This window comes from Paenibacillus sp. sgz302191, assembly GCF_057749925.1.
The window spans coordinates 337152-361140 of record NZ_JBYLHY010000005.1 but is presented as its reverse complement, the minus strand read 5'-3'; the positions used below and the strand labels follow the sequence as shown (position 1 = coordinate 361140).

At 54.7% G+C, this 23989-nt stretch carries 22 protein-coding genes and 1 pseudogene; 18 read left to right on the top strand and 5 right to left on the bottom strand.

Annotation, left to right across the window (positions count from 1 at the left end):
* Nucleotide 1: 1 nt before the first annotated feature.
* The 10 genes from AC3G2T_RS10115 to cysK all read left to right on the top strand — a co-directional run bounded on the left by AC3G2T_RS10115 (nucleotide 2) and on the right by cysK (nucleotide 12241).
* Nucleotides 2-637, top strand: a complete 636-nt coding sequence (locus AC3G2T_RS10115; protein ID WP_488435343.1) for a PspA/IM30 family protein — start codon at nucleotides 2-4, stop codon at nucleotides 635-637.
* A 1421-nt stretch (nucleotides 638-2058) separates the two neighbouring features.
* Nucleotides 2059-2721, top strand: a complete 663-nt coding sequence (gene liaF / locus AC3G2T_RS10110) for a cell wall-active antibiotics response protein LiaF (RefSeq protein ID WP_488435342.1) — start codon at nucleotides 2059-2061, stop codon at nucleotides 2719-2721.
* A gap of 36 nt (nucleotides 2722-2757) precedes the next feature.
* A complete protein-coding gene (locus tag AC3G2T_RS10105; RefSeq protein WP_474679894.1) occupies nucleotides 2758-3831 on the top strand; it encodes a sensor histidine kinase in 1074 nt (357 codons plus the stop codon).
* The gene (locus AC3G2T_RS10100) at nucleotides 3815-4459 is read left to right on the top strand and encodes a response regulator transcription factor (protein ID WP_474679895.1); all 645 of its coding nucleotides are present in this window, start codon (nucleotides 3815-3817) and stop codon (nucleotides 4457-4459) included. Before AC3G2T_RS10105 ends, AC3G2T_RS10100 begins: the two co-directional genes overlap by 17 nt.
* Nucleotides 4460-4482: 23 nt before the next feature.
* Nucleotides 4483-5034 (top strand): signal peptidase I, encoded by a 552-nt coding sequence (gene lepB, locus AC3G2T_RS10095; protein ID WP_474679896.1) that lies wholly within the window; start codon nucleotides 4483-4485, stop codon nucleotides 5032-5034.
* 259 nt (nucleotides 5035-5293) lie between these two features.
* Complete coding sequence (locus tag AC3G2T_RS10090) at nucleotides 5294-6826, top strand: AbgT family transporter (protein WP_488435341.1); 1533 nt, start codon at nucleotides 5294-5296, stop codon at nucleotides 6824-6826.
* Between the two features lie 56 nt (nucleotides 6827-6882).
* Nucleotides 6883-8139 (top strand): amidohydrolase, encoded by a 1257-nt coding sequence (locus AC3G2T_RS10085; protein ID WP_474679898.1) that lies wholly within the window; start codon nucleotides 6883-6885, stop codon nucleotides 8137-8139.
* A gap of 132 nt (nucleotides 8140-8271) precedes the next feature.
* On the top strand, nucleotides 8272-9576 hold the full coding sequence (locus AC3G2T_RS10080) for a helix-turn-helix domain-containing protein (protein ID WP_474679899.1): 1305 nt from the start codon (nucleotides 8272-8274) through the stop codon (nucleotides 9574-9576).
* 49 nt (nucleotides 9577-9625) lie between these two features.
* Nucleotides 9626-11050 carry a M20 family metallopeptidase gene (locus AC3G2T_RS10075; RefSeq protein WP_488435368.1) on the top strand — a complete coding sequence of 475 codons (1425 nt, stop codon included), beginning with the start codon at nucleotides 9626-9628 and terminating at the stop codon, nucleotides 11048-11050.
* A gap of 189 nt (nucleotides 11051-11239) precedes the next feature.
* Nucleotides 11240-12241 carry a cysteine synthase A gene (cysK, locus tag AC3G2T_RS10070; protein ID WP_488435340.1) on the top strand — a complete coding sequence of 334 codons (1002 nt, stop codon included), beginning with the start codon at nucleotides 11240-11242 and terminating at the stop codon, nucleotides 12239-12241.
* Here cysK and AC3G2T_RS10065 read toward each other — a convergent pair.
* Nucleotides 12193-12891: a hypothetical protein gene (locus tag AC3G2T_RS10065; protein ID WP_474679901.1), complete on the bottom strand. Its 699-nt coding sequence runs from the start codon at nucleotides 12889-12891 to the stop codon at nucleotides 12193-12195. The genes cysK and AC3G2T_RS10065 overlap by 49 nt on opposite strands.
* A gap of 187 nt (nucleotides 12892-13078) precedes the next feature.
* Here AC3G2T_RS10065 and AC3G2T_RS10060 point away from each other — a divergent pair, with 187 nt between their 5' ends.
* Nucleotides 13079-13522 carry a GNAT family N-acetyltransferase gene (locus tag AC3G2T_RS10060; RefSeq protein ID WP_474679902.1) on the top strand — a complete coding sequence of 148 codons (444 nt, stop codon included), beginning with the start codon at nucleotides 13079-13081 and terminating at the stop codon, nucleotides 13520-13522.
* A gap of 78 nt (nucleotides 13523-13600) precedes the next feature.
* Here the strand turns inward: AC3G2T_RS10060 and AC3G2T_RS10055 are convergent, their stop codons facing one another.
* Nucleotides 13601-13966, bottom strand: coding sequence for a hypothetical protein (locus tag AC3G2T_RS10055; protein ID WP_488435339.1), 366 nt, complete (start codon nucleotides 13964-13966; stop codon nucleotides 13601-13603).
* A 199-nt stretch (nucleotides 13967-14165) separates the two neighbouring features.
* Here AC3G2T_RS10055 and zwf point away from each other — a divergent pair, with 199 nt between their 5' ends.
* The 6 genes from zwf (at nucleotide 14166) to AC3G2T_RS10025 (ending at nucleotide 21296) form a co-directional block, all read left to right on the top strand.
* Nucleotides 14166-15701, top strand: a complete 1536-nt coding sequence (gene zwf / locus AC3G2T_RS10050) for a glucose-6-phosphate dehydrogenase (RefSeq protein WP_488435338.1) — start codon at nucleotides 14166-14168, stop codon at nucleotides 15699-15701.
* 165 nt (nucleotides 15702-15866) lie between these two features.
* A complete protein-coding gene (locus AC3G2T_RS10045; RefSeq protein WP_488435337.1) occupies nucleotides 15867-16934 on the top strand; it encodes a metallophosphoesterase family protein in 1068 nt (355 codons plus the stop codon).
* Between the two features lie 74 nt (nucleotides 16935-17008).
* Nucleotides 17009-18592, top strand: a complete 1584-nt coding sequence (locus AC3G2T_RS10040; protein WP_474680245.1) for a peptide chain release factor 3 — start codon at nucleotides 17009-17011, stop codon at nucleotides 18590-18592.
* 135 nt (nucleotides 18593-18727) lie between these two features.
* Nucleotides 18728-19060, top strand: a complete 333-nt coding sequence (locus AC3G2T_RS10035) for a hypothetical protein (RefSeq protein WP_488435336.1) — start codon at nucleotides 18728-18730, stop codon at nucleotides 19058-19060.
* 309 nt (nucleotides 19061-19369) lie between these two features.
* Nucleotides 19370-20638, top strand: a complete 1269-nt coding sequence (locus AC3G2T_RS10030) for a glycosyltransferase family 4 protein (RefSeq protein WP_474679906.1) — start codon at nucleotides 19370-19372, stop codon at nucleotides 20636-20638.
* On the top strand, nucleotides 20520-21296 hold the full coding sequence (locus AC3G2T_RS10025) for a YheC/YheD family protein (protein WP_488435367.1): 777 nt from the start codon (nucleotides 20520-20522) through the stop codon (nucleotides 21294-21296). Before AC3G2T_RS10030 ends, AC3G2T_RS10025 begins: the two co-directional genes overlap by 119 nt.
* 40 nt (nucleotides 21297-21336) lie before the next feature.
* Here AC3G2T_RS10025 and AC3G2T_RS10020 read toward each other — a convergent pair whose 3' ends face one another.
* The 3 genes and pseudogenes from AC3G2T_RS10020 to AC3G2T_RS10010 form a co-directional block, all read right to left on the bottom strand.
* Complete coding sequence (locus AC3G2T_RS10020) at nucleotides 21337-21573, bottom strand: EAL domain-containing protein (RefSeq protein WP_474679907.1); 237 nt, start codon at nucleotides 21571-21573, stop codon at nucleotides 21337-21339.
* Nucleotides 21574-21613: 40 nt separating this feature from the next.
* Nucleotides 21614-21823, bottom strand: a pseudogene (locus AC3G2T_RS10015) (EAL domain-containing protein); the annotation flags it as partial.
* Nucleotides 21802-22650, bottom strand: a complete 849-nt coding sequence (locus tag AC3G2T_RS10010; protein ID WP_474679908.1) for a diguanylate cyclase — start codon at nucleotides 22648-22650, stop codon at nucleotides 21802-21804. The pseudogene AC3G2T_RS10015 and the gene AC3G2T_RS10010, both read right to left, overlap by 22 nt.
* 280 nt (nucleotides 22651-22930) lie before the next feature.
* Here AC3G2T_RS10010 and AC3G2T_RS10005 point away from each other — a divergent pair, with 280 nt between their 5' ends.
* Nucleotides 22931-23959 carry a LacI family DNA-binding transcriptional regulator gene (locus AC3G2T_RS10005; protein ID WP_488435335.1) on the top strand — a complete coding sequence of 343 codons (1029 nt, stop codon included), beginning with the start codon at nucleotides 22931-22933 and terminating at the stop codon, nucleotides 23957-23959.
* Nucleotides 23960-23989: the final 30 nt, after the last annotated feature.

Below are 23989 nucleotides of genomic sequence, written 5' to 3'. Positions count from 1 at the left end.
AATGAAGGTATTGAACAGAATCGGTAAAATGGCTGAAACGGCTTGGCACGATACCGCCGAGCGCTTTTCGATGAATGAGCAAGGAGGGGGCTTCGGCTCGCAGACGGGAGCAAGCGGGCGGATCCGGGCGCTGGAGCAGCGCTACGAAGAGACTTTGCAGCGGACGTTCGAGCTGCGTCAGCACTTTGTGAACGCGGAGGAGCTCGCTCGGCTCCGCGCGGAGCAGGCCGAGCTGGCGATGCGCGCCGGCGAGGAAGAGCTTGCCCGGGCGGCGCTGCAGGAGAAGCTGCGCCTGGAAGCGGCGTGCGGGCACTACCGCACGCAGTACGCGAGCTCCCAGGACGAAGTCCTGGCGCTCGCGGAGGAACTGCAGCGGCTGCGCGCCGCCGCTGCGGACGATGTGCAGCCGCATGGCGGGCTGCACGGGGCCCAGGCCCGCGACACGCTGCGCGAGCTGGAAAACGCGGGCCGCGAGGCTTGGCAAGGGCTGCGCGAAGCGGGCCGCATGTCGGCCGAGACGCTGAAGGAGGCGGGCTGCAACGTCAAGCAGGAGCTGCGCACGATGCGCGTGAAGCTCCAGAAGGAGTGGCAGCAGAGCCGCAGCAGCGGCGAGAGAGGCGGCCCGCGCGCGAAGTAGCGCGGGGCCGTGCATTGGCTGGGCGCACGAGGAAAGCGGGAGGGGCCCCCTTGGCGTAACCGCGCGCAAATAAAGGCCGAGGCTGGGCGCGCCCGTCGACCGACCGCCGTCGTGCAGCGAAACACCGCGCGCTGGGAGCTGCGCGCGGTGCGACCTCTCCCGGTGCAGGTCGTGGAACTGTACAACTGGGCCAGGGACAGCTTGGTAGGGAGAAAACCTGCAAATGTACAGGTTTTTTTCGCAGAATCGGCTTGTTTTGACGAAAAACCTGCAAAAGTGCAGGAATTTTCGCTGAAAGTGAATTTGAGCCCACGTGTTCGCTGAAAAGCCTGCACTTTTGCAGGAATTCATCGTAACCAGCGGTCAAGGACGTAAATTCATGTATTTTTGCAGGTTTTTTTCGTGCAGACGGGCAGATTGTGACTATCTCCTCTAACGTGGGGGTTTTTGGGCAGGCTGATGCTTGCAGGAATGCTGCACTGGAAAGATATAGATCACCCATCTGTCCGACTGCCTGGTCGGGCGAAGAAAACCTGCAAAAGTCAGGCTGCCCGAGAAAGTCGCGACATTCCGAGAGGGTTAGGGGAACCGGTTGGGTCCATAGCCGCTTTTTCTGGGCGCGCCCCTCTCCCGGTGCAGGTTGTGGAACTGTACAACTGGGCCAGGGACAGCTTGGTAGGGAGAAAACCTGCAAATGTACAGGTTTTATTCGCAGAATCGGCTTGTTTTGACGAAAAACCTGCAAAAGTGCAGGAATTTTCGCTGAAAGTGAATTTGAGTCCATGTGTTCGGTGAAAAACCTGCACTTTTGCAGGAATTCATCGTAACCAGCGGTCAAGGACGCAAATTCATGTATTTTTGCAGGTTTTTTTCGTGCAGACGGGCAGATTGTGACTATCTCCTCTAACGTGGGGGGGTTACCAGTTTCTTGTTTGTTGATAGCGCGGCATTCCTGCAATTGTGCAGGCTTTTTGCCGGGTATAGGGGGGTTGGATTCGTTCTGTAGGGTGACGTCTACGGCGTCATGGGGGTTCGCAGGTCCTGTCTCCGGCCCGGGTCGGCCAGTCGGGCCTGCCAAGCTCAGCTCAGCCCAGCGAAGCCCGGTCCGGTCTGCCGAGCCGCTTCATAACCGGCCACTGTGCGGAGGGTGCGTCCCATACCGGGAAGGCAAGGAGCGGCAGCGCTAGCATCGTCAATTTGCTTTCTGAGCGTCGTCGCCGGCCCCTTGCAGCTGCGTCAGCACCGGCCCGGCGCCGGCGGGTGCCCTGCCGCCTCAAGCATTTGCATCTTGGAGGCCGTACATTGTTATGGTATGCTAAGAAAATGTGGCCATAACCGGGTATCGGGCCGGCCGGCTTTCGTTTTGCTGTCATTCGCTTGCAAAACAAACTTACTATCCGCGCAGCCAGAGGAGGTGCAACATGGGAGAAGAAACCAAAAACAACCGCAGCCGGAATACAGCGCTTTTGCTGATCGGAGCCGGTCTTTTTTTGCTTTTGGATCACCTGATCGGCTTTTTTCCCATACTTGCGGCTGTCCTCATCCTGCTCGGCATCCATAGGCTACGGTCGCACAGAGAGTATAAGGGCTACGTATTGATCGCAGTAGGCGCTATTATTTTGTTCGGCAATCATTTGTCGATCGCGCTTTCCGTCGTGTTGATTTCCTTGGGGCTGTACTTCATCCGTTCGAAGCGTCTGCACAAGGACGATACGTACATCCAGAAGCATAAGATTATAGACAGCATCCGGCTCGGCAGAGAGCCCTGGATTTTACGCAACAGCAGCATCTGGTACATGATCGGGGAGACGTATATCGACCTGTCGCTGGCCATTTTGGAGCAAAAGGAGACTACGGTCATTCTGCAGGGCGTCATCGGCGACGTTGACATCGTAGTGCCGGAAGATATAGGCGTTTCCGTAACTTCGTCGGTCATGCTGGGACAAATTATGGCGGACAGGGAAAGAGAAGCCGGCGTCATGAACAAGCTTGTTTGGAAGTCCCAGAATTTCGAGCATACGGACCATCGCGTGAAACTAGTTCTTTCTTACATCGTAGGAGATGTCGATATCAAAATTTTGTAATCGCTTTTTAACCGGTTTTGGGAGGGACAATCGCGCTTGGACGGCTATAAAAGAAAACTTACAAATATGATATGGCGCAGCATGGGCGAGTCGATTCTCTTCAGTCTGGTCATTTTCGGCGTCATTATATATTTTCTGAACTCGCGGAGTTTGATCCAGCCGTTCCGTTCCTGGCAGGAGGGCGTTCAATTCAGCCTTATGGCGTTCGGCATCGTGATCGGGATCGGGGCGGCGTACGGCTTCTGGAACAGCAACCGCATAACCCGCAGGCTGGGACCGCTGATGGAAACGATGGTACAGCTTGAGAAAGGGAAGTTCATCCGGACCGGGTTCGAAATCGGCGAGGACGAAATCGGGCGGCTCGGCGAGCAGCTCGGGCGAGTTATGATAAAATGGGAGGAACAGGTGACTTCCCTGCAGCGTCTGTCCAACGATAATGCGGAGCTGGCGGAAAAAGCGAGATTTTCCGCCATTATCGAGGAGCGCCAGCGGCTGGCGCGCGAGCTTCACGATGCGGTCAGCCAGCAGCTGTTCGCCATCTCAATGACGGCTACGGCGGTCGGCCGGACGCTTGATAAAGATTTTGAGAAAGCGCAGCGGCAAATTTTTCTCATCGAGGAGATGGCGTCCGTTGCGCAATCGGAGATGAGAGCGCTGCTGCTGCATCTGCGCCCGGTTCATCTGGAGGGCAAGCGGCTGTCCGAAGGGCTTGTCGAGCTGCTGAAGGAGCTGTCCGCCAAAGTGCCGATGGACATTTCGTGGGATATGGACGACGAAATCCGGCTGCCGAAAGGGATCGAGGACCACTTGTTCCGGATTGTGCAGGAAGCGCTCTCCAATGCGCTGCGCCATTCCAAGGCGAACAAGCTGGAGGTCAAGCTGCTGCACCGCTCCGACGGCATCCGTCTGGCGATTCGCGACGACGGGGTCGGGTTTGAACTGGACGCAAAGAAGCATACGTCGTACGGAATTGTGTCCATGAAAGAGCGAGTCAACGAAATCGGCGGCAATCTGCACATCATTACTGCGCCGGATCGGGGAACCCGGATCGAGATTCGTGTGCCGATCTTAGCCAATTCAGGAGGAGAAGCGAATGGACTCGAATATTAAAGTTTTGCTGGTGGACGATCACGAGATGGTGCGGATCGGACTGGCGGCCGTGCTCGGCACGGAAGAAGGCATCGAAGTGGTCGGAGAGGCCAGCAACGGCCTGGAAGGAATACGGCTTGCCCAGGAGTACAGGCCCGACGTCGTGCTGATGGATCTCGTCATGGAAGGGATGGACGGCATCGAGACGACGCGAAAGTTGCTTCAACTGTATCCGGAGTGTAAAGTAATTGTATTGACCAGTTTTTTGGATGACGAAAAAATGTATCCGGTTATCGAAGCGGGCGCGTTCAGCTATTTGCTCAAAACGTCGCGGGCTTCCGAAATCGCCCAGGCGATCCGCGCCGCGGTCAAAGGGCAGTCGATTTTGGAATCTCAGGTTGCGTCCAAAATCATGAACCGCTTTCGCCAGCCGAAGGCGGAGACGGCTCCCCATGAAGAATTGACCGAACGTGAGATGGAGGTGCTGCGCCTCATTGCCAAAGGCAAGTCGAATCAGGAATTGGCCGACGAACTGTTCATCGGCGTAAAAACCGTGAAGTTTCATGTCACGAATGTGCTTGCCAAATTGGGCGTTGAAGATCGAACGCAAGCGGCCATCTATGCTTTCAAGCATGGCTTGGCGGAATAACGGCCGAACAAGGGAGCGTTGCAATGGTGAAATTGTTGAAACAAATATGGAGCTGGTTCGGCTCCATCGCGATCTCATTCGTACTCGTCGTCATTTTAGGTGTTTTTGTGTTTCAATCGACCAAAGTAAGCGGACACTCCATGGACCCCACACTGCATGACAACCAGAGGGTGTTTGTGTCCAAGATCTCCCATACGTTCTCTTATGAGCCGAATTACGGAGATATCGTCATCATCGACAGCCGGGTTGACCTCAAGCGATCGCTCAAGAACGATTTGCTGGACAGTCCGCTGCTCAGCCTGTTCTCCCGTTCTGACGACAGGCACATTTGGATCAAACGCGTGATCGGGAAGCCCGGGGATGTGCTGGAATACAAGGATCATCAAATATACCGCAACGGCGAGCCGCTTGACGAACCTTACCTGAACGAGAAAATGCGCGAGGATTCGAGCAAAACGTGGACGGTTCCGGCGGATCACATCTTCGTCATGGGCGATAACCGCAACAACAGCATGGACAGCCGGGTCATCGGCTTTATTCCGCTGGATCATGTGCTTGGCAAAAAGATGTTCTAGTATTTCGTTAATAGCTATGAAAACCTTCCGGCCCCAGGCCGGAAGGTCTTTTCTTTTGGCCGAAACGGTTGAAGCGGCGCGAAGCGATGTGAGGAAAACTCCGTTTTGTAAGCGTTTGAGTGAATTTAAGCTTAAATCTTCAGTTATTTTTGTAATAAAACCTTACATTTTATATTGAAAATGAGCCTGCTTCTCTATATAATGAATTAAACGAAATATTCGCTATATATTCATTAATTAGTTTTAGAGGGGGACTAACATGGCAGCCATACAGCAAGCAAGCCCGGGATCGGAATTCGCACAAAAAGGAATTTTTCGATGGGTCGAGAAAATCGGCAATAAAATCCCGAATCCGTTTCTTTTGTTTGTGTATTTAATCGCTATTTTGATGGTCATCACGTTCTTGCTGTCTTATTTTCAAATTTCCGCTTTTGATCCCGTCAAGAAGGAAGCGGTTTATGTCAAAAGCCTGATTAGCGCCGAAGGCATTCAATGGATTTTGCCTAATGTGATCAAAAACTTTACGGGCTTTACCCCTCTCGGCTACATTTTGGCGCTGGTCATCGGCGTCGGTTTGGCCGAAAAAACCGGTTTGCTGGATGCTGTCATGTACAAGATGGCTTCCATGGTGAACGCCAAATATGCCAGCTATTTTGTCGTCATTATCGCCTTCTTCAGCCATGTTTCCTCAGATGCCGCCGTCGTTATTATGCCGCCGCTCGGAGCTTTAATGTTTCTGGCCGTCGGGCGTCACCCGGTTGCAGGCTTTCTGGCTGCGCTGGCCGGGGTAGGGTCGGGGTTTACGGCCAATATGCTCATTGTGACCACGGATGTGCTGTTATCCGGGATCAGCACGGACATGGCCAAATCCATCAATCCGGCAGTTTCCGTATCCGTGCTGGACAACTGGTATTTTATGAGCGCCTCGGTCGTTGTCCTGACTTTGCTGACGGCTTTTATTACAGATAAATTCATCGAACCCAGACTGGGCAAATACCAGGGTGAGCACCAAGCGGAGCTGGAGCGGCTGACACCCCTGCAAAATAAAGCGCTGCGCATCACAGGCATTGTCGCCTTGGTTTATATCGCCGTCGTAGCCCTGCTTATCGTGCCGAACGGGGCGCTCCTGCGCAATCCGGCTACAGGCGGTGTCGTACCTTCGCCTTTTATGTCCGGTATCGTTCCCTTGATCATCATGTTCTTTTTTGTCATAGCGCTTGCTTACGGTATTGTCATAGGGGCTATCAAGCACCAAAATGATATTCCGAAGCTTTTGCAGGACCCGATGAAAAACATGGCCAATTTTATTATTATGGTATTTCCGCTTTCCCAGTTTGTCGCTTTTTTCAATTGGAGCAATATCGGCAAGTTTTTGGCCTTGAGCATCGTCGATGTATTGGAAAAGCTGAATTTGACCGGCGCGCCCGTCTTTATCGGTCTGGCCTTTCTGTCGGCGCTGCTAACGATGTTTATTGCCAGCGGTTCGGCGATCTGGTCCATTTTGGCGCCAGTGTTTGTGCCGATGTTTATGATGCTGGGCTTTCATCCGGCTTTCGCGCAAATCGTATTCCGGATCGCGGATTCCTCGGTTATCCCGCTTGCGCCTATATCGCCGTTCCTGCCTCTATGGCTGGGCTATTTGCAAAAGTATAAAAAAGACGCACAGCTTGGCACCTACTATTCGCTTATTCTTCCGTATCCGATCGCATTCTTCCTTGTATGGATAACGCTGCTGGTGATCTGGTATTTTGCGGGTCTTCCAATCGGGCCGGGCGTGTATCCGAAAATGTAATGCCGCTGTCATCCGAATGAAACTTGACCACAGATAAGAATACAGGAGTGATTTATATGGATATTATTGCACTGCGCCGCGATCTGCACGCTCATCCCGAGGTCGGATTCACTGAATTCCGCACGGCTTCGCATGTTGTTCGCCAGCTAACCGCATTAGGCTATGAAGTCATATATGGGCAGGACGCTATGGACGGCGAATCGCGCCGTGGTCTGCCTGAGGAAGACGCGCTGGAGGAAGCTTATGCGCGAGCGCTGCGCGACGGCGCCGATCCGGATATTGTCAGCCGGATGAAGGGCGGCTACACCGCGGTTATCGGGACTTTGAAAGGCAAAGCTCCCGGCCCGGTCGTCGCGTTCCGCTTCGACATGGATGCGCTGCCGATCATTGAAAGCAGGGATGCGGGCCATGCGCCGCAGGCGGGAGGCTTTCGCTCCGCGTATGAGGGGAACATGCACGCCTGCGCGCACGACGGGCATACGGCGATCGGCCTGGGGCTCGCCGCAAAGCTGGCGGACGGTCAATTTCACGGTACCGTCAAGCTTATTTTCCAGCCGGCGGAGGAAGGCGTCCGAGGCGCCTATGCAATCGTACAAAAAGGCCACCTGGACGACGTAAATATGATTTTTTGCCACCATCTGGGAACCGGCGTGCCGAGCGGGGAGTTTCATGGCGGAGCTGAAGGATTTTTGGCGAGCACGAAGCTTGCGGCTCATTTTCACGGGGTAGCCTCCCATGCCGGGGCCAGTCCCGAGTTAGGGCGGAATGCGCTGCTTGGCGCGGCTACGGCGCTCCTTAACATTCATGCCATCCCAAGATTCAGTACGGGCTCGACGCGTGTAAACGTAGGCGTGCTGCAAGGCGGAACGGCTGCCAACATTATTCCCGACTATGCCAAAATGATTGTTGAAACAAGATCCGTTTCCCAGGAAGTGAATGACGAGCTGGAGCAGCGGGTCCGCCGCATTATTGCCCATAGCGCCGAGATGCACGGTCTGGAGCACCGTGTGGAAGTGATCGGCGCAGCGATTCCGATCGCCTGCGATCAAGAGCTTGTCGCGATTGCCGTTGAAGAAGCTGCGCATATCGAAGGCTTCACCGCCGTCAAAAATGGGGAAAGCAGCGCGATGGGCAGCGAAGACGCCAGCTTCATGATTCGCCGGGTTCAGGATTTGGGCGGCCGGGGAACCTACATGATTATCGGAGCCGATCTGCCTGCGCCGCATCATCATCCGCGTTTTGATATCGATGAATCCGTGCTGCCTCATGGCGTTCGGCTATTGGAACGAATTGCCAGAAGAATGCTCGCTTGATCGTCAGCTTGCTCCCGGCATAACACAATCACCATGGATCGCCGGATGCTGCCTGCCTTTCTTTCTGCCTCAAAGTAATCTTGCTATAATCATTAGAGTAGGAAAGTCTGGCGATGAAGGAGCAATTCGCGCATGGTTTACCGTTTCGGAGTTATCGGCCCCGTGCCGTCTGTTAATAAAATTTTGGAGGTAGCCCGCGAAGCTGCCTATCCGGTCACGTTTACCCCTTATCCGTATTATCATCCGCAAGAAACGAGAACGATTATCGAAACGCACCGACATGAAGTGGACGGCTGGTTTTTTTCGGGGCCTATCCCTTATTCGCATGCAAAAGACATGCTGCAAGCAAGCGCCAATGTCGTTTATTGCAAGCCGACCGGGGCCAGCCTTTACAAAGCTTTGCTGCAAATGCGCCAGGAACAGCGGGGCGATAAAAGCCGGTTTTCCATCGATATGATCGGGTCGGAGGAGTTGGATTTCAACGAATCGCTGCAGGAGGCCGGGGTGCCGGAAGCTTGTTTTGATTTGCAAATGTTCGATTACAACGACCCGCAGCTCATCGTCGATTTTCATTTAAAGCAGCTGAGGGAAGGGAAGACGCAGGGAGCGCTCACCTGCATGAATTACGTGTACACGCTCCTCAAAGAAGCGGGCGCGCCCGCATACCGGATCGAGATGACGAGGATGGATATCCGCCAGGCGATCAAGGTCATGGTGGAGCAGGCAAAAAGTTCGTATTTCAAGGATACGCAAATTGCGGTGGAAATCATTTTATTGGAGCAATATGACCTGATCGCGGAAAAAGCGGCTACACGCTACCATATCCAGTATCTGGAGCTGAAAGTTAAGCAGATGCTGCTGCAGTTTTGCGAAAAAATCGACGGCTCCCTGATGGAAATCGGGGACGGGAAGTATCAGATTTTCAGTTCCCGCGGAGCCATTGAACGCGAAATGAAGCTGTTGAACGATACGGTAAGCCAAATTTCGCTTGAGGCGGGCGTGCCGGTTTCAATCGGGATAGGCTTTGGGCAAACCGCTTTGTCCGCCGAGATTAATGCGCGCAAAGGATTGCAGTACGCCAAGGAGAAGGAAGGCAAGGGCATCGTTGTCGTGCAGGAAAACGGCCTGATTACGGAAGGCGTCGGCAGTGACGCCGAATTGACCTATACGTATCGCTCCAATGATAAAGCGCTGCTGGAAAAGCTGAACAAGGGCAACATCAGCATCAAAACGTATAAAAAAATCGAAGCGCTGGTGCAGCGGATGTCCTGGGACGGGTTTACGACCTCGGATCTTTCCGCGCACTTATCCATGACCAAGCGGAATGCGCAGCGAATTATGGTCAGCCTGTGCGAGCTTGGCCTGGCCGAATACGAAGGCGAAGAGCTGCAGTCGGTCAGAGGCAGGCCGCGCAAAATATACCGCTTAACGAAATGACGGCTGAAATGACTTAAAGCGGATCGCAAAAGGAGATGACAGAATGCTCATGAACGGTTTGCAAAAAATCGCCGAATTGATCGAGCGAAAACGGGACGTTTATTGCCAAATCAGCGATGCCGTCTGGGAATACGCGGAGACGCGCTTTGAAGAATTCCGCTCCGCCGAGCTTTTGAGCGGCATGCTGGAGAAAGAAGGCTTTGCAGTGGAGCGGGGTGTCGGCGGCATCCCGACGGCTTTTGTGGCGAATTGGGGCACAGGCGGGCCTGTTGCGGCCTTTCTCGGCGAATATGACGCGCTGTCGGGAATGAGCCAGAAGCCGGGCGCGCTGGCGGAAGAGCCGCTCATTCCCGGGGGCAGCGGCCACGGCTGCGGCCATCATTTACTGGGAACCGGTTCGCTTGCCGCTGCGGTTGCGCTTAAGGAATGGATGGAAGAACGGGGAATTGCCGGAACGGTCCGTTATTATGGCTGCCCTGCGGAAGAAGGCGGTTCCGGGAAAGCTTTTATGGCCCGCGAGGGGCTGTTCGACGATATCGATTTTGCGGTTTGCTGGCATCCGATGGATTACAACAGCGTGATGTCGGTCGATTCGCTGGCGAATTACCAGGTCAGCTATCGGTTCAAGGGCAGAAGCGCCCATGCCGCCGCCAGTCCGCACCTTGGGCGCAGCGCTCTGGATGCTGTGGAGCTGATGAATATAGGGGTCAACTATTTGCGGGAGCATATTGTGCCGGATGCGCGAGTTCACTACGCGGTAACCCATACAGGAGGGCTTTCTCCGAATGTCGTTCAGGCCCATGCTGAAGTGCTGTATTTGATCCGGGCTCCCCGCCTCGACCAGACGCAGGAAATTTACGAAAGAGTTTGCGATGTCGCCCGCGGTGCGGCGCTCATGACCGGTACGGAAGTGAGCATTGTATTTGACAAAGCTTGCTCCAATCTGGTGCCCAACAATACACTGGAGCGGGTGATGTTCGAGTGCTTTACACAGCTCGGATTACCGGATTTTGACCGGAACGAGCTGCAATGGGCCGGGCAATTGCGGGAAACGCTGACCGAGACGGAAAAAAACAGCGCCCCGAATATTCCCGCCGGGATGCGGGATAAGGCTCTGGCTGACCGGTTGAATCCGCACGACGGCCCCTCCATGCTTTACGGTTCGACGGATGTCGGCGACGTAAGCTGGATCGCGCCTACGGTTCAATGCACGACAGCCTGTTTCGTCGTCGGCTCGCCGCCGCATTCGTGGCAGTGGGTAACGCTCGGCACTTCTTCCATCGCCCATAAGGGAATGCTGCATGCAGCCAAGGTTATGGCGGCTACGGCGCTGGACGTATTGCTGCAGCCGCAGGTTCTGGAGGATGCCAAGCGGGAGCTGAAGGAACGTCTGAACGGGCGAAGCTACGTTTGCCCCATCCCGAAGGATGTAAAGCCGTCCGCCAAGAAGCAGCCGGTTCCGCCGGTTTCATAGGAATTTGCGGAATGGCTGAAGGTTTTGCTACAATGGTAACTAACGGATTCATAATGAAAATACCTTCCACCTTCGAAGGTATTTTTCGTTTGAGCGGAAAAGCTTGCTGCTTGTTTCCGTACAGCATCGTTAGCTATATTGCCGACTAATTTAATGGGAAAAATAACAGTTTGAATCGGAGGAATGAATATGAGCAGACCCCCTATCGCCAAAAACTTGACGGAGCTGATCGGTAATACGCCTTTGCTTGAGCTTGCCGCATACGGAGCGAGCCACGGGCTTGAGGCGGACTTGATCGGCAAGCTGGAATATTTCAACCCGGCCGGGAGCGTCAAAGACCGTGCCGGCTATGCGATCATCCAGGATGCCGAGGAGAAAGGATTGCTGCACAAGGACTCGGTCATCATTGAAGCTACGAGCGGCAATATGGGAATTGCGCTTGCGTTTGTCGCGGCGGTCAAGGGATACCGGCTTATCATCGTTTTGCCGGAGACGTTCAGCGTGGAGCGCAGAAGCGTTTTGCAGGCTCTGGGAGCGGAGCTGCTGCTTACCCCGGGAGCCGAGGGCATGCTCGGCGCTTTGAGGAAAGCGGAGGAACTAGCGAAGGAAATTCCGCACGCGTTCATCGCCCATCAGTTCGACAACCTGGCGAACCCGGACATTCACCGGCGTACGACGGCGGAGGAAATATGGAGGGATACGAACGGCGAGGTCGATATTTTTGTTGCCGGCGTCGGTACAGGCGGCACGATTACGGGCGTCGGCGAGGTGCTGAAACAGCGCAAGCCGTCCGTGCAGATCGTTGCGGTGGAACCGCACGATTCCCCGGTATTGTCGGGGGGCAAGCGGGGAACGCATCAGATTCAGGGCCTGGGACCGGGCTTCGTCCCGAGTATTTATGACAAATCGGTCGTAGATGAGATTTATTTGGTGAAAAACGAGGAGGCGTTCGAGACGGCGCGCGAACTGGGCAGATCGGAGGGGCTGCTCGTCGGCATTTCGTCGGGTGCAGCCGTATATGCGGCGGCGCAAATTGCCCGAAGGCCCGGCAGCAAGGGCAAAAAAATCGTCGTGCTGCTGCCGGACACCGGGGAGCGCTATTTGTCGACACCGCTGTTCCAGGCGGAGCTTCCGGACCCTGCTCACATCCGCTCGTCGAGCAGCAGTCCGGTCATCGGCACCGGAAGATAAGTTTGCAGCTGCGGGCGGTATTGGCCGTAAGGCTGCAAAGACGAGCGCTGCATCTGAAAGAACGCATCCGTCGGAAGCTGTCCGAGCTTGTCGGCGGTGCTGCTGAGCAGCGAAGCGAAGCCGCTCAAGCTTTTCAGCTTCTTCGACACGTCGGCGAAGCGCCCGGATGCTTGCTTTTTAAACTCATCGACCTGAAGCAGCAGGCTTCCGTCCTCCTGCGGCGTAATGCCGAGGCTCTCCAGCTTGTAGGATTTGGCCGCCTGCTCCATCCCCAAGGCGAGCGTTTGGTTCAGCTGCCCCTGAGATTCGCTCAGGCTTTTTTGAAACTCGTTATAAGAAGCTACGAATTTCTCCAGGGGGGCGATTGCTTTTTCGCTGTCGGCTTCCGAACGAAGATCCAGGCGGGCACTTTTGCTTAGCCAAGCTTGTGCGGACTGCTTGGCGTTCTGGGCGGACTGGACGAGCCCGGACAAGCTTTGCGCCGCCGACCGCGCCAACTGCTTGTAGGGCAATTGCTCGTACGGCAAATTCAGGAATTGCCGGGATGTGTACGCGCCGCTGCCGCTAACGCTGCGGACCGCGCTTACTTTATAGTAATCTTTGGTTGTCTGGTAGCTGTTCAGCATCGTAATAGGGTAGGCATTAATCATAGTTGATCACCTCTCTTCTCATCTTTTATCCGAATATTCCGCCTACTTCTACTATATCACCGCTTCCGTCTGGGGTAAATTGGCTAATTGACCGTCAAATAATCCGGTCTACGGAACAAGAGGCTGGGTCAACGTGCGAATCGCGATCATAAGATAGCATTATTGCTTCTTGTGAGGGCGGTGCAGCATGATTCGTAAACGAATAGCTTCCTTGGATGATTCCGTCATTCATCGCTTGGTCGTCGATCAATTGGTTCCTTTTTCAAAAACGGCGAACGCCGGCGCTTCAGCTACAGTAGCGGAAATTCGCAAGAGGCTGAGCAAATGCGCCACATTGGTCGCGGCGAAGGGCAACCGGTATCCTTTTGGCTTTATTTCACTGATCTGCAAGTCGAGTGTTTTGTATATAGACATGCTGGCGGTGGCCCCCAAAGACCAGAGCCGCGGCTGGGGGCAGAAGTTGATGAGCGCCGGCGAAGCATACGGTAAAGCCAAAGGGTGCCGAACCGCACGGCTTTTCGTAGATGACAGCAATCCGAGGGCATACCATTTTTATTTGCGGAGAGGATATGAAGTGCAGGAGTATTATCCGGAGCTGGGCTGTTATATGATGAGCAAGTCTATCCGCTGAATAGGACAATCGTGAAAAAACGCAGGGCCGTGGATTTCCCACAGCCCTGTTTCGGTTCTCGTATGAGCATTGTGCGGTTCAGAAACCAAGCGCGAACAAAACGGCAATCGTCCCCAGCGGAACGGTTGTCGGGCGGCCGAAGCCTTCGAACGGGGGCACTTCGCCGAAAGGCTGCGGGAACGGTTCGGCCGGGAAAGCCTGGACGGACGCTTTGGCCGCCGATTTTTTGCCCTTGCCTTTGCTTTTGCTTTTGCCGGACACGCTCTTCCCCTGATCGAAAGTGAAATTGGAGACGCCCGCCGAAAAATCGTTGAGAATGAACTTGCCTTTCTCCACGCGGCTCAGCAGGCCGGTAACTTCCGAACCGTCTTTTAAATAAACGAGCACCGGTCTGCCGTACAAGGCTGAACAGGTTTCCTCGGTTATGGGATACACTCGCTGCATGATCGTATTACACCTCCGGGTCAGTTGATTACTATAGCCTATTCGCCCGGCTTTGTTTCGGTATGGACAGATGTCTATTTATCAATAAAATTTAGTCGGGTTATTGAGAAAATTGATGAAAAGAAAAGTTGAATCCCTCACCTATTTTATGTATGCTATGCTTAATACCCAATCCCAATAAAGAAAGAATGATGCATAGATGAGTGGAGCTGTATTCTATATTTTCGGCGCTACAGGAGATTTGGCCAAAAGAAAGCTGTTCCCCGCCTTCTACAGCTTGTATCGCGAAGGCAAGCTGGGCGAAAACTTTGCGGTAGTAGGTCTGGCTCGAAGACCCCGCTCAAATGATCAGTTCCGCGACGATGTGCTGCATTCCATCAAGGAATTCGCCCGCTATCAAATCAAAGACGATGCCGAATGGGCGAACTTTGCGCAGCATTTCGAATACATGTCGCTGGATATTAACAACGTGGCGGGTTTTCACGAGCTGAACAAATTGACGGCCAGGCTGGATGAGCAGTTCCAAACAGGCGGCAACCGTCTGTTCTATTTGGCGCTCGCGCCCGAGCTGTTCGGCAATGTGTCCTATAACCTCCGCGAAGGCGGTCTGCTGGAAACGCAAGGCTGGCACCGTCTGGTCATCGAGAAACCGTTCGGATACGACCTGGCTTCCGCCGAGCGTCTGAACGGCCAACTGCGTCAAGTTTTCGAGGAAAAAGACATTTACCGCATCGACCACTACCTAGGCAAGGAAATGGTGCAAAATATCGAGTTTGTGCGCTTTGCCAATGCGTTTTTCGAACCGCTGTGGAACAATAAGTACATAGCCAACATCCAGATTACGCTAAGCGAGACGGTCGGCGTCGAGGAGCGGGGCGGGTACTACGATCACTCGGGAGCGCTGCGCGACATGGGGCAAAACCACATGCTGCAAATGCTCATGATGATGGCGATGGAGCCGCCGAGCCGTCTGCATCCGGAAGATATCCGGGATGAGAAGGTGAAGGTGCTTCGCTCGCTGCGCCTCTTCCAGTCCAGCGACGAAGTCCGCGAGAACGTCGTCCGCGGCCAGTATACGGACGGCACCGCCAAAGGCAAGGCGCTTCCCGCTTACCGCAGCGAGGATTCGGTGAATCCGCAGTCGACGACGGAGACGTATTTTGCCGCTCGCGTGTTTGTGGACAACTTCCGCTGGGCCGGAGTTCCGTTCTACATCCGTACGGGAAAACGGCTGCCGGTCAAAACGACCGAAGTTGTCGTAGAATTCAAAAACATTCCGAACAACGTCTATTTGGCGAAAAAGCATGACTTGCAGCCGAACCTGCTCGTATTCCGCGTCAACCCGATGGAAGGCATTTATTTGAAAATGAACGCCAAACAGCCGGGCTCCGAAGGCGTGATCGTGCCGGTTGCGATGGATTTCTGCCAAAGCTGCCAAGTCGGGTTCAACACGCCGGAAGCGTACGAGCGTCTGCTGTACGACGCGACCCGCGGAGATTCCACTTACTTTACCCGCTGGGACGAAGTGGCTCTCGCCTGGGAGTACGTGGACAAAATCGCCGCGGCATGGGCGGAGAGCCCGAGCGATTTGCGGCCGTATCCGGCAGGCTCCTGGGGACCGGAACAAGCGCAGGAGCTGCTGGCGCAGGACGGCTTCAAATGGTGGCCGATCAACGGGCAAAACGAAGGGGAAGTCGACTGGGTAACGGAACCGAAGACTTCGGTTTTGACATAATCGATGCCGCTGTAATCCGGCGGCTCTGCGCAGAGGGCGGCTCTCGATGGAGAGGCTGCCCTTTGCGGCTTTGTGTCCGATGGAAGGGGATCCATCACATTGCGCGGCAATTTTATGATATAATTAAGTTTGCTTAAATAGGCTTCGTTACGATAGAGGTGCGGAATGTCGCGGAGAGCGTTTCTCAGATGGCTCATGTTTATAGGGGCGGGTCTTATTGGCGCCAGTGCTTTTTTCAGCCAATTGGTGAAGAAGAGATTTCTTCCTGAGGAGGAAGCCGTTTCCGCCCATGCTGCGGACGGGGAGCCGATTCAGGGCGCTGCCGCTGCGGAACTGCCGCAGTCGGGGCTGCTTATGTCTTACTTTATTTTGAGCGATCTGCATGTCACGGCCGGCGATCCGCAGACCGTGCGCAAGCTGAGGCAGGCGCTTGACGATATTACTCATTACGATTCCCCTGTAGATGCGATCATCATTACCGGCGATTTGACGGATACGGGTACGGAACGGGACTACAAGGAGCTGAAATCCATTGTAAACGACTATAAGCTGCCGCCGGTACATGCGAACATGGGGAACCATGATTACTATACGATCTGGATCAACAAATCGAACAGTTGGGACCAGAAAGCGGTGCCCAACGGCAAGACCGACGCTCTTTCACGAGAGCAGTTTATGAAGTTTTTCGGATACGGCAAGCCGTACAATGAGTACACGGCAAAAGGGCACACAATGCTGCTGCTTTCACAGGAAGCGTACGTGCAGGAAAAACCGGACGTCGGCGAAGGCGCCTGGTATTCCGATGAGCAGATGGCCTGGTTCAAGGAGCGGCTCAAAGCTTCTTATGTGCCGGGGAAACCGCTTTTTGTGATGACACACCAGCCATTGCCGACGGGCGATACGAACGGGGCGTCGCATCAATTGATCCGCGCCAAGGCATTCAGGGAAGCGCTGAAGCCGTACAAAAACGTGTTTGTGTTCTGCGGGCACCGCCACATGGATTTTCAGAACGGCACCCCGCATTATGTGCAGGAACATTTTCACTATTTCCACAATTCCTCTGTCGGTCGGCCGCTCAATCGCGCCTATCAGCAGGAGGCCAAGAACAAATCGCAAGGTTTGTACGTGCAAGTATATGCGGATAAAGTGGTGCTGCGGGGCAGAGAATTCAGCAACCGCACCTATATCGGGGAAGCGAACTGGACGGTTCCGTTGCAGAAGGCGAATGTGTAGATTCGGATTGCAAGGCAAGGTAAGGGATTGCCGGCTTAGGCGATCCGGAAATGTCGAATGAAAGGACTAACCAGATGACGACGCAAGTCAATAAAGTTTTGGAATCGGAGGTCGCCAAACGGCGCACCTTCGCGATTATTTCCCACCCGGATGCCGGGAAAACGACGTTAACCGAGAAGCTGCTCCTGTTCGGGGGAGCTATCCGGCTGGCGGGTACGGTAAAAGGCCGCAAGGCCAGCAAGCACGCCACTTCGGACTGGATGGAAATCGAGAAGCAGCGCGGAATTTCCGTTACGTCCAGCGTGATGCAGTTCGACTACGAAGGCCACCGCGTGAACATTCTCGATACGCCAGGTCACCAGGACTTCAGTGAAGACACGTACAGGACTTTGACGGCGGCGGACAGCGCGGTGATGCTGATCGACGTAGCCAAAGGGGTCGAGGCGCAGACGAAGAAGCTGTTCCAGGTGTGCCGGATGCGCGGCATTCCGATTTTTACATTTATTAACAAATTGGACCGCGAAGGCCGCGATCCTTTCGATTTGCTGGAAGAGCTGGAGGAAGTGCTCGGCATCCGCTCTTATCCGATGAACTGGCCGATCGGCTCGGGCAAGCAGTTTTGCGGCGTCTACGACCGTGAGAAAACGCAGCTCGAACTGTTCCAGGGCGACGATCACAAGCAGATCGAGGTCCGCAAAGTCAGCGGTGTGGACGATCCGCTTGTCAAAGAGATTGCGGGAGAGTTCCTCCACAAGCAGCTGAGCCAGGATATCGAGCTGCTGGATGTGGCAGGCGATCCGTTCGATATGGAGAAGGTGCTCAAAGGTGAGCTGACTCCGGTGTTTTTCGGCAGTGCGATCAACAATTTCGGCGTGCAGACGTTTTTGGAAAACTTCCTGCAGCTGGCGCCGAAGCCTGAGCCGCGCAGCAGCACCGCGGGCGTCATTCAACCGACGAAGGAGAAGTTCTCGGGCTACGTTTTCAAAATTCAGGCGAACATGAATCCCGCTCATCGCGACCGCGTAGCTTTCCTGCGCATCGTATCGGGCAAATTTGAGCGCGGCATGACCGTGAAGCACATTCGCGCCGGCAAAGATATCAAGCTGTCGCAGCCGCAGCAGTTCCTTGCGCAGGACCGCGACATCGTCGAGGAAGCGTTCGCCGGCGACATCATCGGCCTGTTCGATCCGGGTATTTTCCGGATCGGCGATTCGCTCAGCCAGGGAGAGGAGATTGTTTTCGACGAGTTGCCTACTTTCTCGCCGGAGCTGTTCAGCAAGGTGACGGTCAAAAATGCGCTGAAGCATAAACAGTATCAAAAAGGAATCGACCAGTTGACGGAAGAAGGGACGATTCAGGTGTTCACGACGATCGGCTTCGAGGATACGATTCTGGGTGTCGTCGGGCAGCTGCAGTTCGAGGTGTTCGAACACCGCATGAAGAACGAATACGGCGTCGATATTCAGCTGCAGCGGCAAAACTTCCAGTTTGCCCGCTGGATTGTCGACGAGAAGATCGACCCGGGCAAGTTCCGCATCAATTCCCAGCTTGTCAAAGACAAGAAGGGCAACTATGTCGGCTTGTTCGAAAGCGAGTACGCGCTGCGTTCGGCGATGGAAAAAAATCCAACCGCCCAGTTTTTGACGAACGCGCCGTAAGCGAGAACCCGGCGATCATATAAGAAGCTGCACCCGAGCTTGGAGCTTGGGCGCAGCTTCTTTTTTGTGCCCGCGAGGGCGGGCGCCGCGGGTGGTGCGGAGGCCCCCGCCGAGAGCATAGCCGGGGCCCCCGCCGTGGGCAAAGCCGAGGTCTCTGCCGTGGGTATCGCCGGAGCCCCCTGCCGCATGGAGTGCCACAGCTCCCGCCGCAGCCACTTGATAAAACCTGCAAAAGTGCAGGTTTTCTTCGCAAAAATGGTTCATTTTGGCGAAAAGCCTGCGATTGTGCAGGAATTTTCGGTGAAAATGAACCAGAGCCCCTGTTCGCGTCGAAAAGCCTGCACATTTGCAGGAATATGCCGCAGCCAGCGTAACATCCGGGCAAAAAACTGTATTTTTGCAGGTTTTTTCCTTGCATCGCCGGAGCCTCCGCCGCAGGCAACGTCGAGGCTCTCGACGCGAGCATAGCCGAGGCCACCACCGCATGCATCGCCGCAGCCACTTGATAAAACCTGCAAAAGTGCAGGTTTTTTTCGCGGGTTGTGCGACCGGCTCTGGCGTGTGGGTTTCTGGGCACGCAGTTGACCTGATTAGGATGAAATCCACGGTGGTATGAGAGCGCGCTAAGCGCATGCGTAGTCGGCCGCCCGATTTTGGCCTCGAAAGAGGCTTATCCGATATGGACGGGATGAGTCGCCAAAACGGCCGGCGCTTCATACAATAGGTACAGGTTCAAAAAAGCGCAGGGCGAACCCTGCAAGGAAGTGGCTCCCTTCCGTGAACATTTTGATTGTCGCTCCCGAGAAATATCCGGTGCCGCCGCTGCTTGGAAACTCGGTGGAAATATGCATTTACGCCATTGCCCGCAAATTGGCTGAGCACCATCAGGTAACGGTTATCAGCAGACGGAATCCCCGTTACAAGCGTATTGCCAAGCAGGGCTCCTTGACGATCGTCAGGGTGCCGGGGGGCAGTCCGGATACGTATTTGCAAGCCGTACTGGACGCCATTCAAGGTCAAGCGTACGACCTGATTCAAGTGGACAACAGACCGCAGTACGCTGCCGCGATCAAAGAGCTTTTGCCGCATACGCCGGTGTCTTTATTCCTTCATTCCCTGACCTTCGTCCAGCCGCCGCACACCTCCGTCGAGCTTGCGGATGCCCAATTGTCCCGGGTGGACTGGATCGTTGCGAACAGCGGCTCGCTTCAAGATGAGCTGGCGGCCTTGTTTCCGAACCAGGAGAGCAAGCTTACCAAAGTTCACCTTGGCACGGACGTCGCCCGTTTCCGCCCGGCGTCTCGGGCAAAGAAGGAACGGTTTCAAAAGAAATACCGGCTTCGCGGAAGCTTTCAAGTGCTTTTTATCGGCCGGATTATCGAGAGAAAAGGGATCTCCGTACTGATCAACGCTGTCCATTCAGCCAGAAAAAAAGTGCCCGGAGCCCGGCTGCTTATTGCCGGCAAAGCCCGGTGCAAGAGCTATAAAACCGAGCTGGGCAGGCAGGCCGGAAAACTCGGTGTACCTGTGAAGTTTTTGGGCCACATTCCTCACGCCAAGCTGCATGAAATTTACTGGCTCGCGGATTGTTTCGTATGCCCGTCGCAAGAGCATGAAGCTTTCGGGCTTGTCAACGTGGAAGCTATGGCTTCCGGCATCCCGGTTGTTGCTTCGGCGAACGGCGGCATCAACGAAATCATTCGCAGCGGCCATAACGGAATTACCGTCAAAGATTATAAAGATCCGGAATCATTTGCAAGAACGATCGTGGAAGTCGCAGCAAATCAAGCATGGGCGAAAAATCTGGCAAAACAGGCGCGCAAGGACGCCGTACAGCGCTTCAGCTGGCAGGCGGCGGCCCAGTCATTAGCCGAGTTTTACAGAACGCAGCTGGAGGAAGGACATGAAGCAGAAACTGCGAAGATATATTTACAGCAAATGGGCCAAAACGGTAGCGATTCAAGCTTCCGAGAAGCTGAGGCCGAGCATTCCCGCGACGAAGCGGATGACCGGCGAATCGCTGGAGCAGATGCTTGGCAGCCATAAAATGGTCTATGTCAAGCCCGACGTAGGTACGTTCGGGAACGGGGTGATGCGGGTAGATTGGCAGCCGGAGGCGGAGCATCCTTACTCGTATCAGTCCGGGGAAATCAAAAGACGCTTCAAGCATTTTGACAAGCTGTACGCTTCAATTGTTCAAAAAACGCGCAATCGTCCTTATCTCGTTCAAAAAGGCATACATTTGTTAACATATAAAGGGAGCCGTTTTGATCTAAGAGTCATGGTGCAGCAGTCCCCCCAGCGCAAATGGGAAGCGACCGGAATCATCGGGAGGGTGGCTCATCCCCGTAAAATCGTGACGAATTTCCATAACGGCGGAACGTTGAAACCGGCGGATGCTCTGTTTGCCGGCTACATGAACGCAACCGAGCGGGAGCAGTTTATCGGCCGTCTGCGGACGTTGGGAGTCCAGGTTGCCAGAGCCATGCATGCCCGGCACCCGGGAGTTAAGGAAATCGGTCTCGACGTAGCGGTCGATAAAAAGCTGCATCCGTGGATTTTGGAGGTCAACACATCGCCCGATCCGTACATTTTTCGCAAGCTGAAAGACAAGCGCATTTTCGCCAAAGTGATCCGGTACGCCAGATGGCACGGCCTGTACACTCCGGTGAAGAAAAAAACGCCCCTGCGCAAGGGGCGATAAGGAACTGTCAGAGCTGCATCCTCCTTGGGGTGCAGCTTCGCTATTGCAGCGTTAAAGATTTGCAGGAAATCAGCGTCTCCAGCTCGACAGCTGAGACCGGCGGGCTTAGCAAATAGCCTTGAATCGTGTTGCATTTCGTTTCCCGCAATATTTCCAGCTGGCTGATTTCTTCGACACCCTCGGCGACGACCTGCAGATTGAGCGTATGGCCGAGATGGATAATCGCGTGCGTAATCGCCAGATCGTTGTGGTCGCGAGGACGAATAGCCGATGCCAAAATCGTCGATCGAAATGGAAATGCCCAGCGTGCTTAATTTTTCCAGAATCGACACGGTTTTGTCCAGGTTGTGCATGATCGAGCTTTCCGTAATTTCGAATTCCAGAAAACTGGGATCCAGGCGGGTCTGCTCAATAACGCGAATGACTTTATCGGCAAAATCCGGCTCCTGAAATTGGCACGGCGAAATGTTGACGGCCAACTGGTAGTTGATGATTCCGGTTCCAGCTATTTTTTCTTTTGCAGGCATGCATGGCGCAGCACCCATTCGCCCAGCGGTATGATCAAACCGCTCTCTTCGGCGAGAGGAATGAATTCGCTTGGCTGAATGATCCCGTGAATCGGATGGTTCCATCTGACCGGCGCCTCCAGGCAAATGATTTCACCGCTCGAAAGATCGAGCCGGGGCTGGTAGTACAGCGTCAGTTGGTCCTTCTGGATCGCCCTGCGCAATTCGGTCTCCATGCGGACTTGCCGGATGGGACGCACCGCCATCATGCCGTCGAAGGCGACCTGCTTGTTTTTCCCCGTATGTTTGGCGGCAAAAAGAGCAAGATCGGCTTGCTTGAGCGCTTCTTCCAGCGTATCGGGACTGATATCGATCGTGCTGCTGCCGATGCTGGCATTGACGTAGCATTCTTCGCCCGCAATGTCGAACGGCTGTATAAAGACTTGCTGCACCTGTTCCAGGCCGGCGGCCAGCTGCCGTTCGGATGGCGCCTGCATAAGCAGCAAAAATTCGTCGTCACCGGAGCGGATCGCATGTATGCACGAAGGAACGGCGAGCAGCCGGCGGGCGACTTCCTTCAGCAGGAAATCGCCGGACAAGTATCCGAGCGAAATGTTCAGATCGCGAAAACGATCGATATCGAGCAGTATAATAGTCCGAAAAGAGGCCGCTTTTCCTTGCCGAAGGACGCGGACGGATGAATCCAGCAAAGCCAGCAGCTCTTTCCGGCGATGAATCCGGGGTACCGTTTGGAACGAATGTTGTGCGGCAGCAGGCCGTTTATCTCCCAGGACGGCTCCTAGCATTCTCGATGCGGCTTCACGCAACAGGCTACCGACTGATTTCAATAAGATCACTCATTCCACTTCATAATTAGTCATTCAATAATGATAAAACGAACTGCAAACGGATACAACATCACAATCAGGTGGTAATGGAAAAATATAGTCAATTAAACATACAATTTGTAATTGATTGGCGAAATCCGGCTGTCTGAAAAAAATATTGTGTTGCTTTCGCCTTGCATATTGACAAAATCGGGAACCGGATGAGAAAATGTACGCGTGTACATTTTAATGAACGGCTCCCTTTTTGAAGCAGGTTAGGGAATCGTCGTGGAGGCTTGACATGGTAACAAGAAAAGAGGTCGCCGAGCTGGCAGGGGTTTCTGAAGCGACTGTATCCCGGGTATTCAACGGTGTGGGGCCGATGAAGCCCAAGACGAGGGAGCGCGTGCTGCAAGCGGCCAAGGAGCTTGATTATCACCCGAATGCGATCGCGCAGAGCTTTGCCCGCAGGCGCAGCGGCAATTTGGGTGTCGTGCTGCCGTACGTGCCGAAGGTGCATCTTTTTTCCACGTATTATTTCTCGGAAATATTGAGCGGCATAGGCGAGGAAGTGAAACAGCAGGGCTATGACATGCTGCTTATGTTTCTGTCGCCGGACGATGAGGTCGACTACACCAGGCTGCATCGTTCGCAGAAGGTGGATGCCTGTGTCATACTCGGCTCCCAGGATACGCCGGCCCAGCGCCAGTCGCTGCAGCAGCTTCATGAGCAGAGGTTCCCTTTTTGTCTCGTTAACCAGCGTTTTGAGGGGATGCCGCTGAGCGTTGTGGACGCGGATCATGTGCAGGGCAGCTACCTGGCGGTCCGCCATTTGCAGGAATCCGGCTTCCGCCGGATCGCTTTCCTGAACGGTTCGCCTCCTTATTCGAACAGCAAGGACCGGCTGGAGGGGTACTTGAAAGCGATGGACGCAGCGGGGCTGGACGTATCGCCGTCATGGCTGCTGGAGGGCAACTACAGCAGAAAGAGCGGCTACGAAGCCGCTGCGGCTTTGTGGGAGCGGCGGCACGAGGTGGACGCCGTCTTCGCGGCCAACGACCGCATGGCGATCGGGCTGATGCAGGGGCTGCGCGAGCGGGGCTGGACGGCGGGGCGGGATTTTGCCGTTGTCGGCTGCGACGACTCCGATGCCGCGAAGCTGAGCGATCCGCCGCTGACCAGTGTGAGCGTGCCCTTTTTTGAAATGGGCAAGAGAGCGGCGCGCGGCGTGCTGGAGCAGGTGCCGGGCGGCGTCGAAGCGGCCGGGCCTTTTCAGATCAAGCTGCCCACCGGGCTTGTGGTGCGTCAATCTTCGCAGAACAACAACTGAGACATTTCCAGGGGACTATCCGGGGCCGCG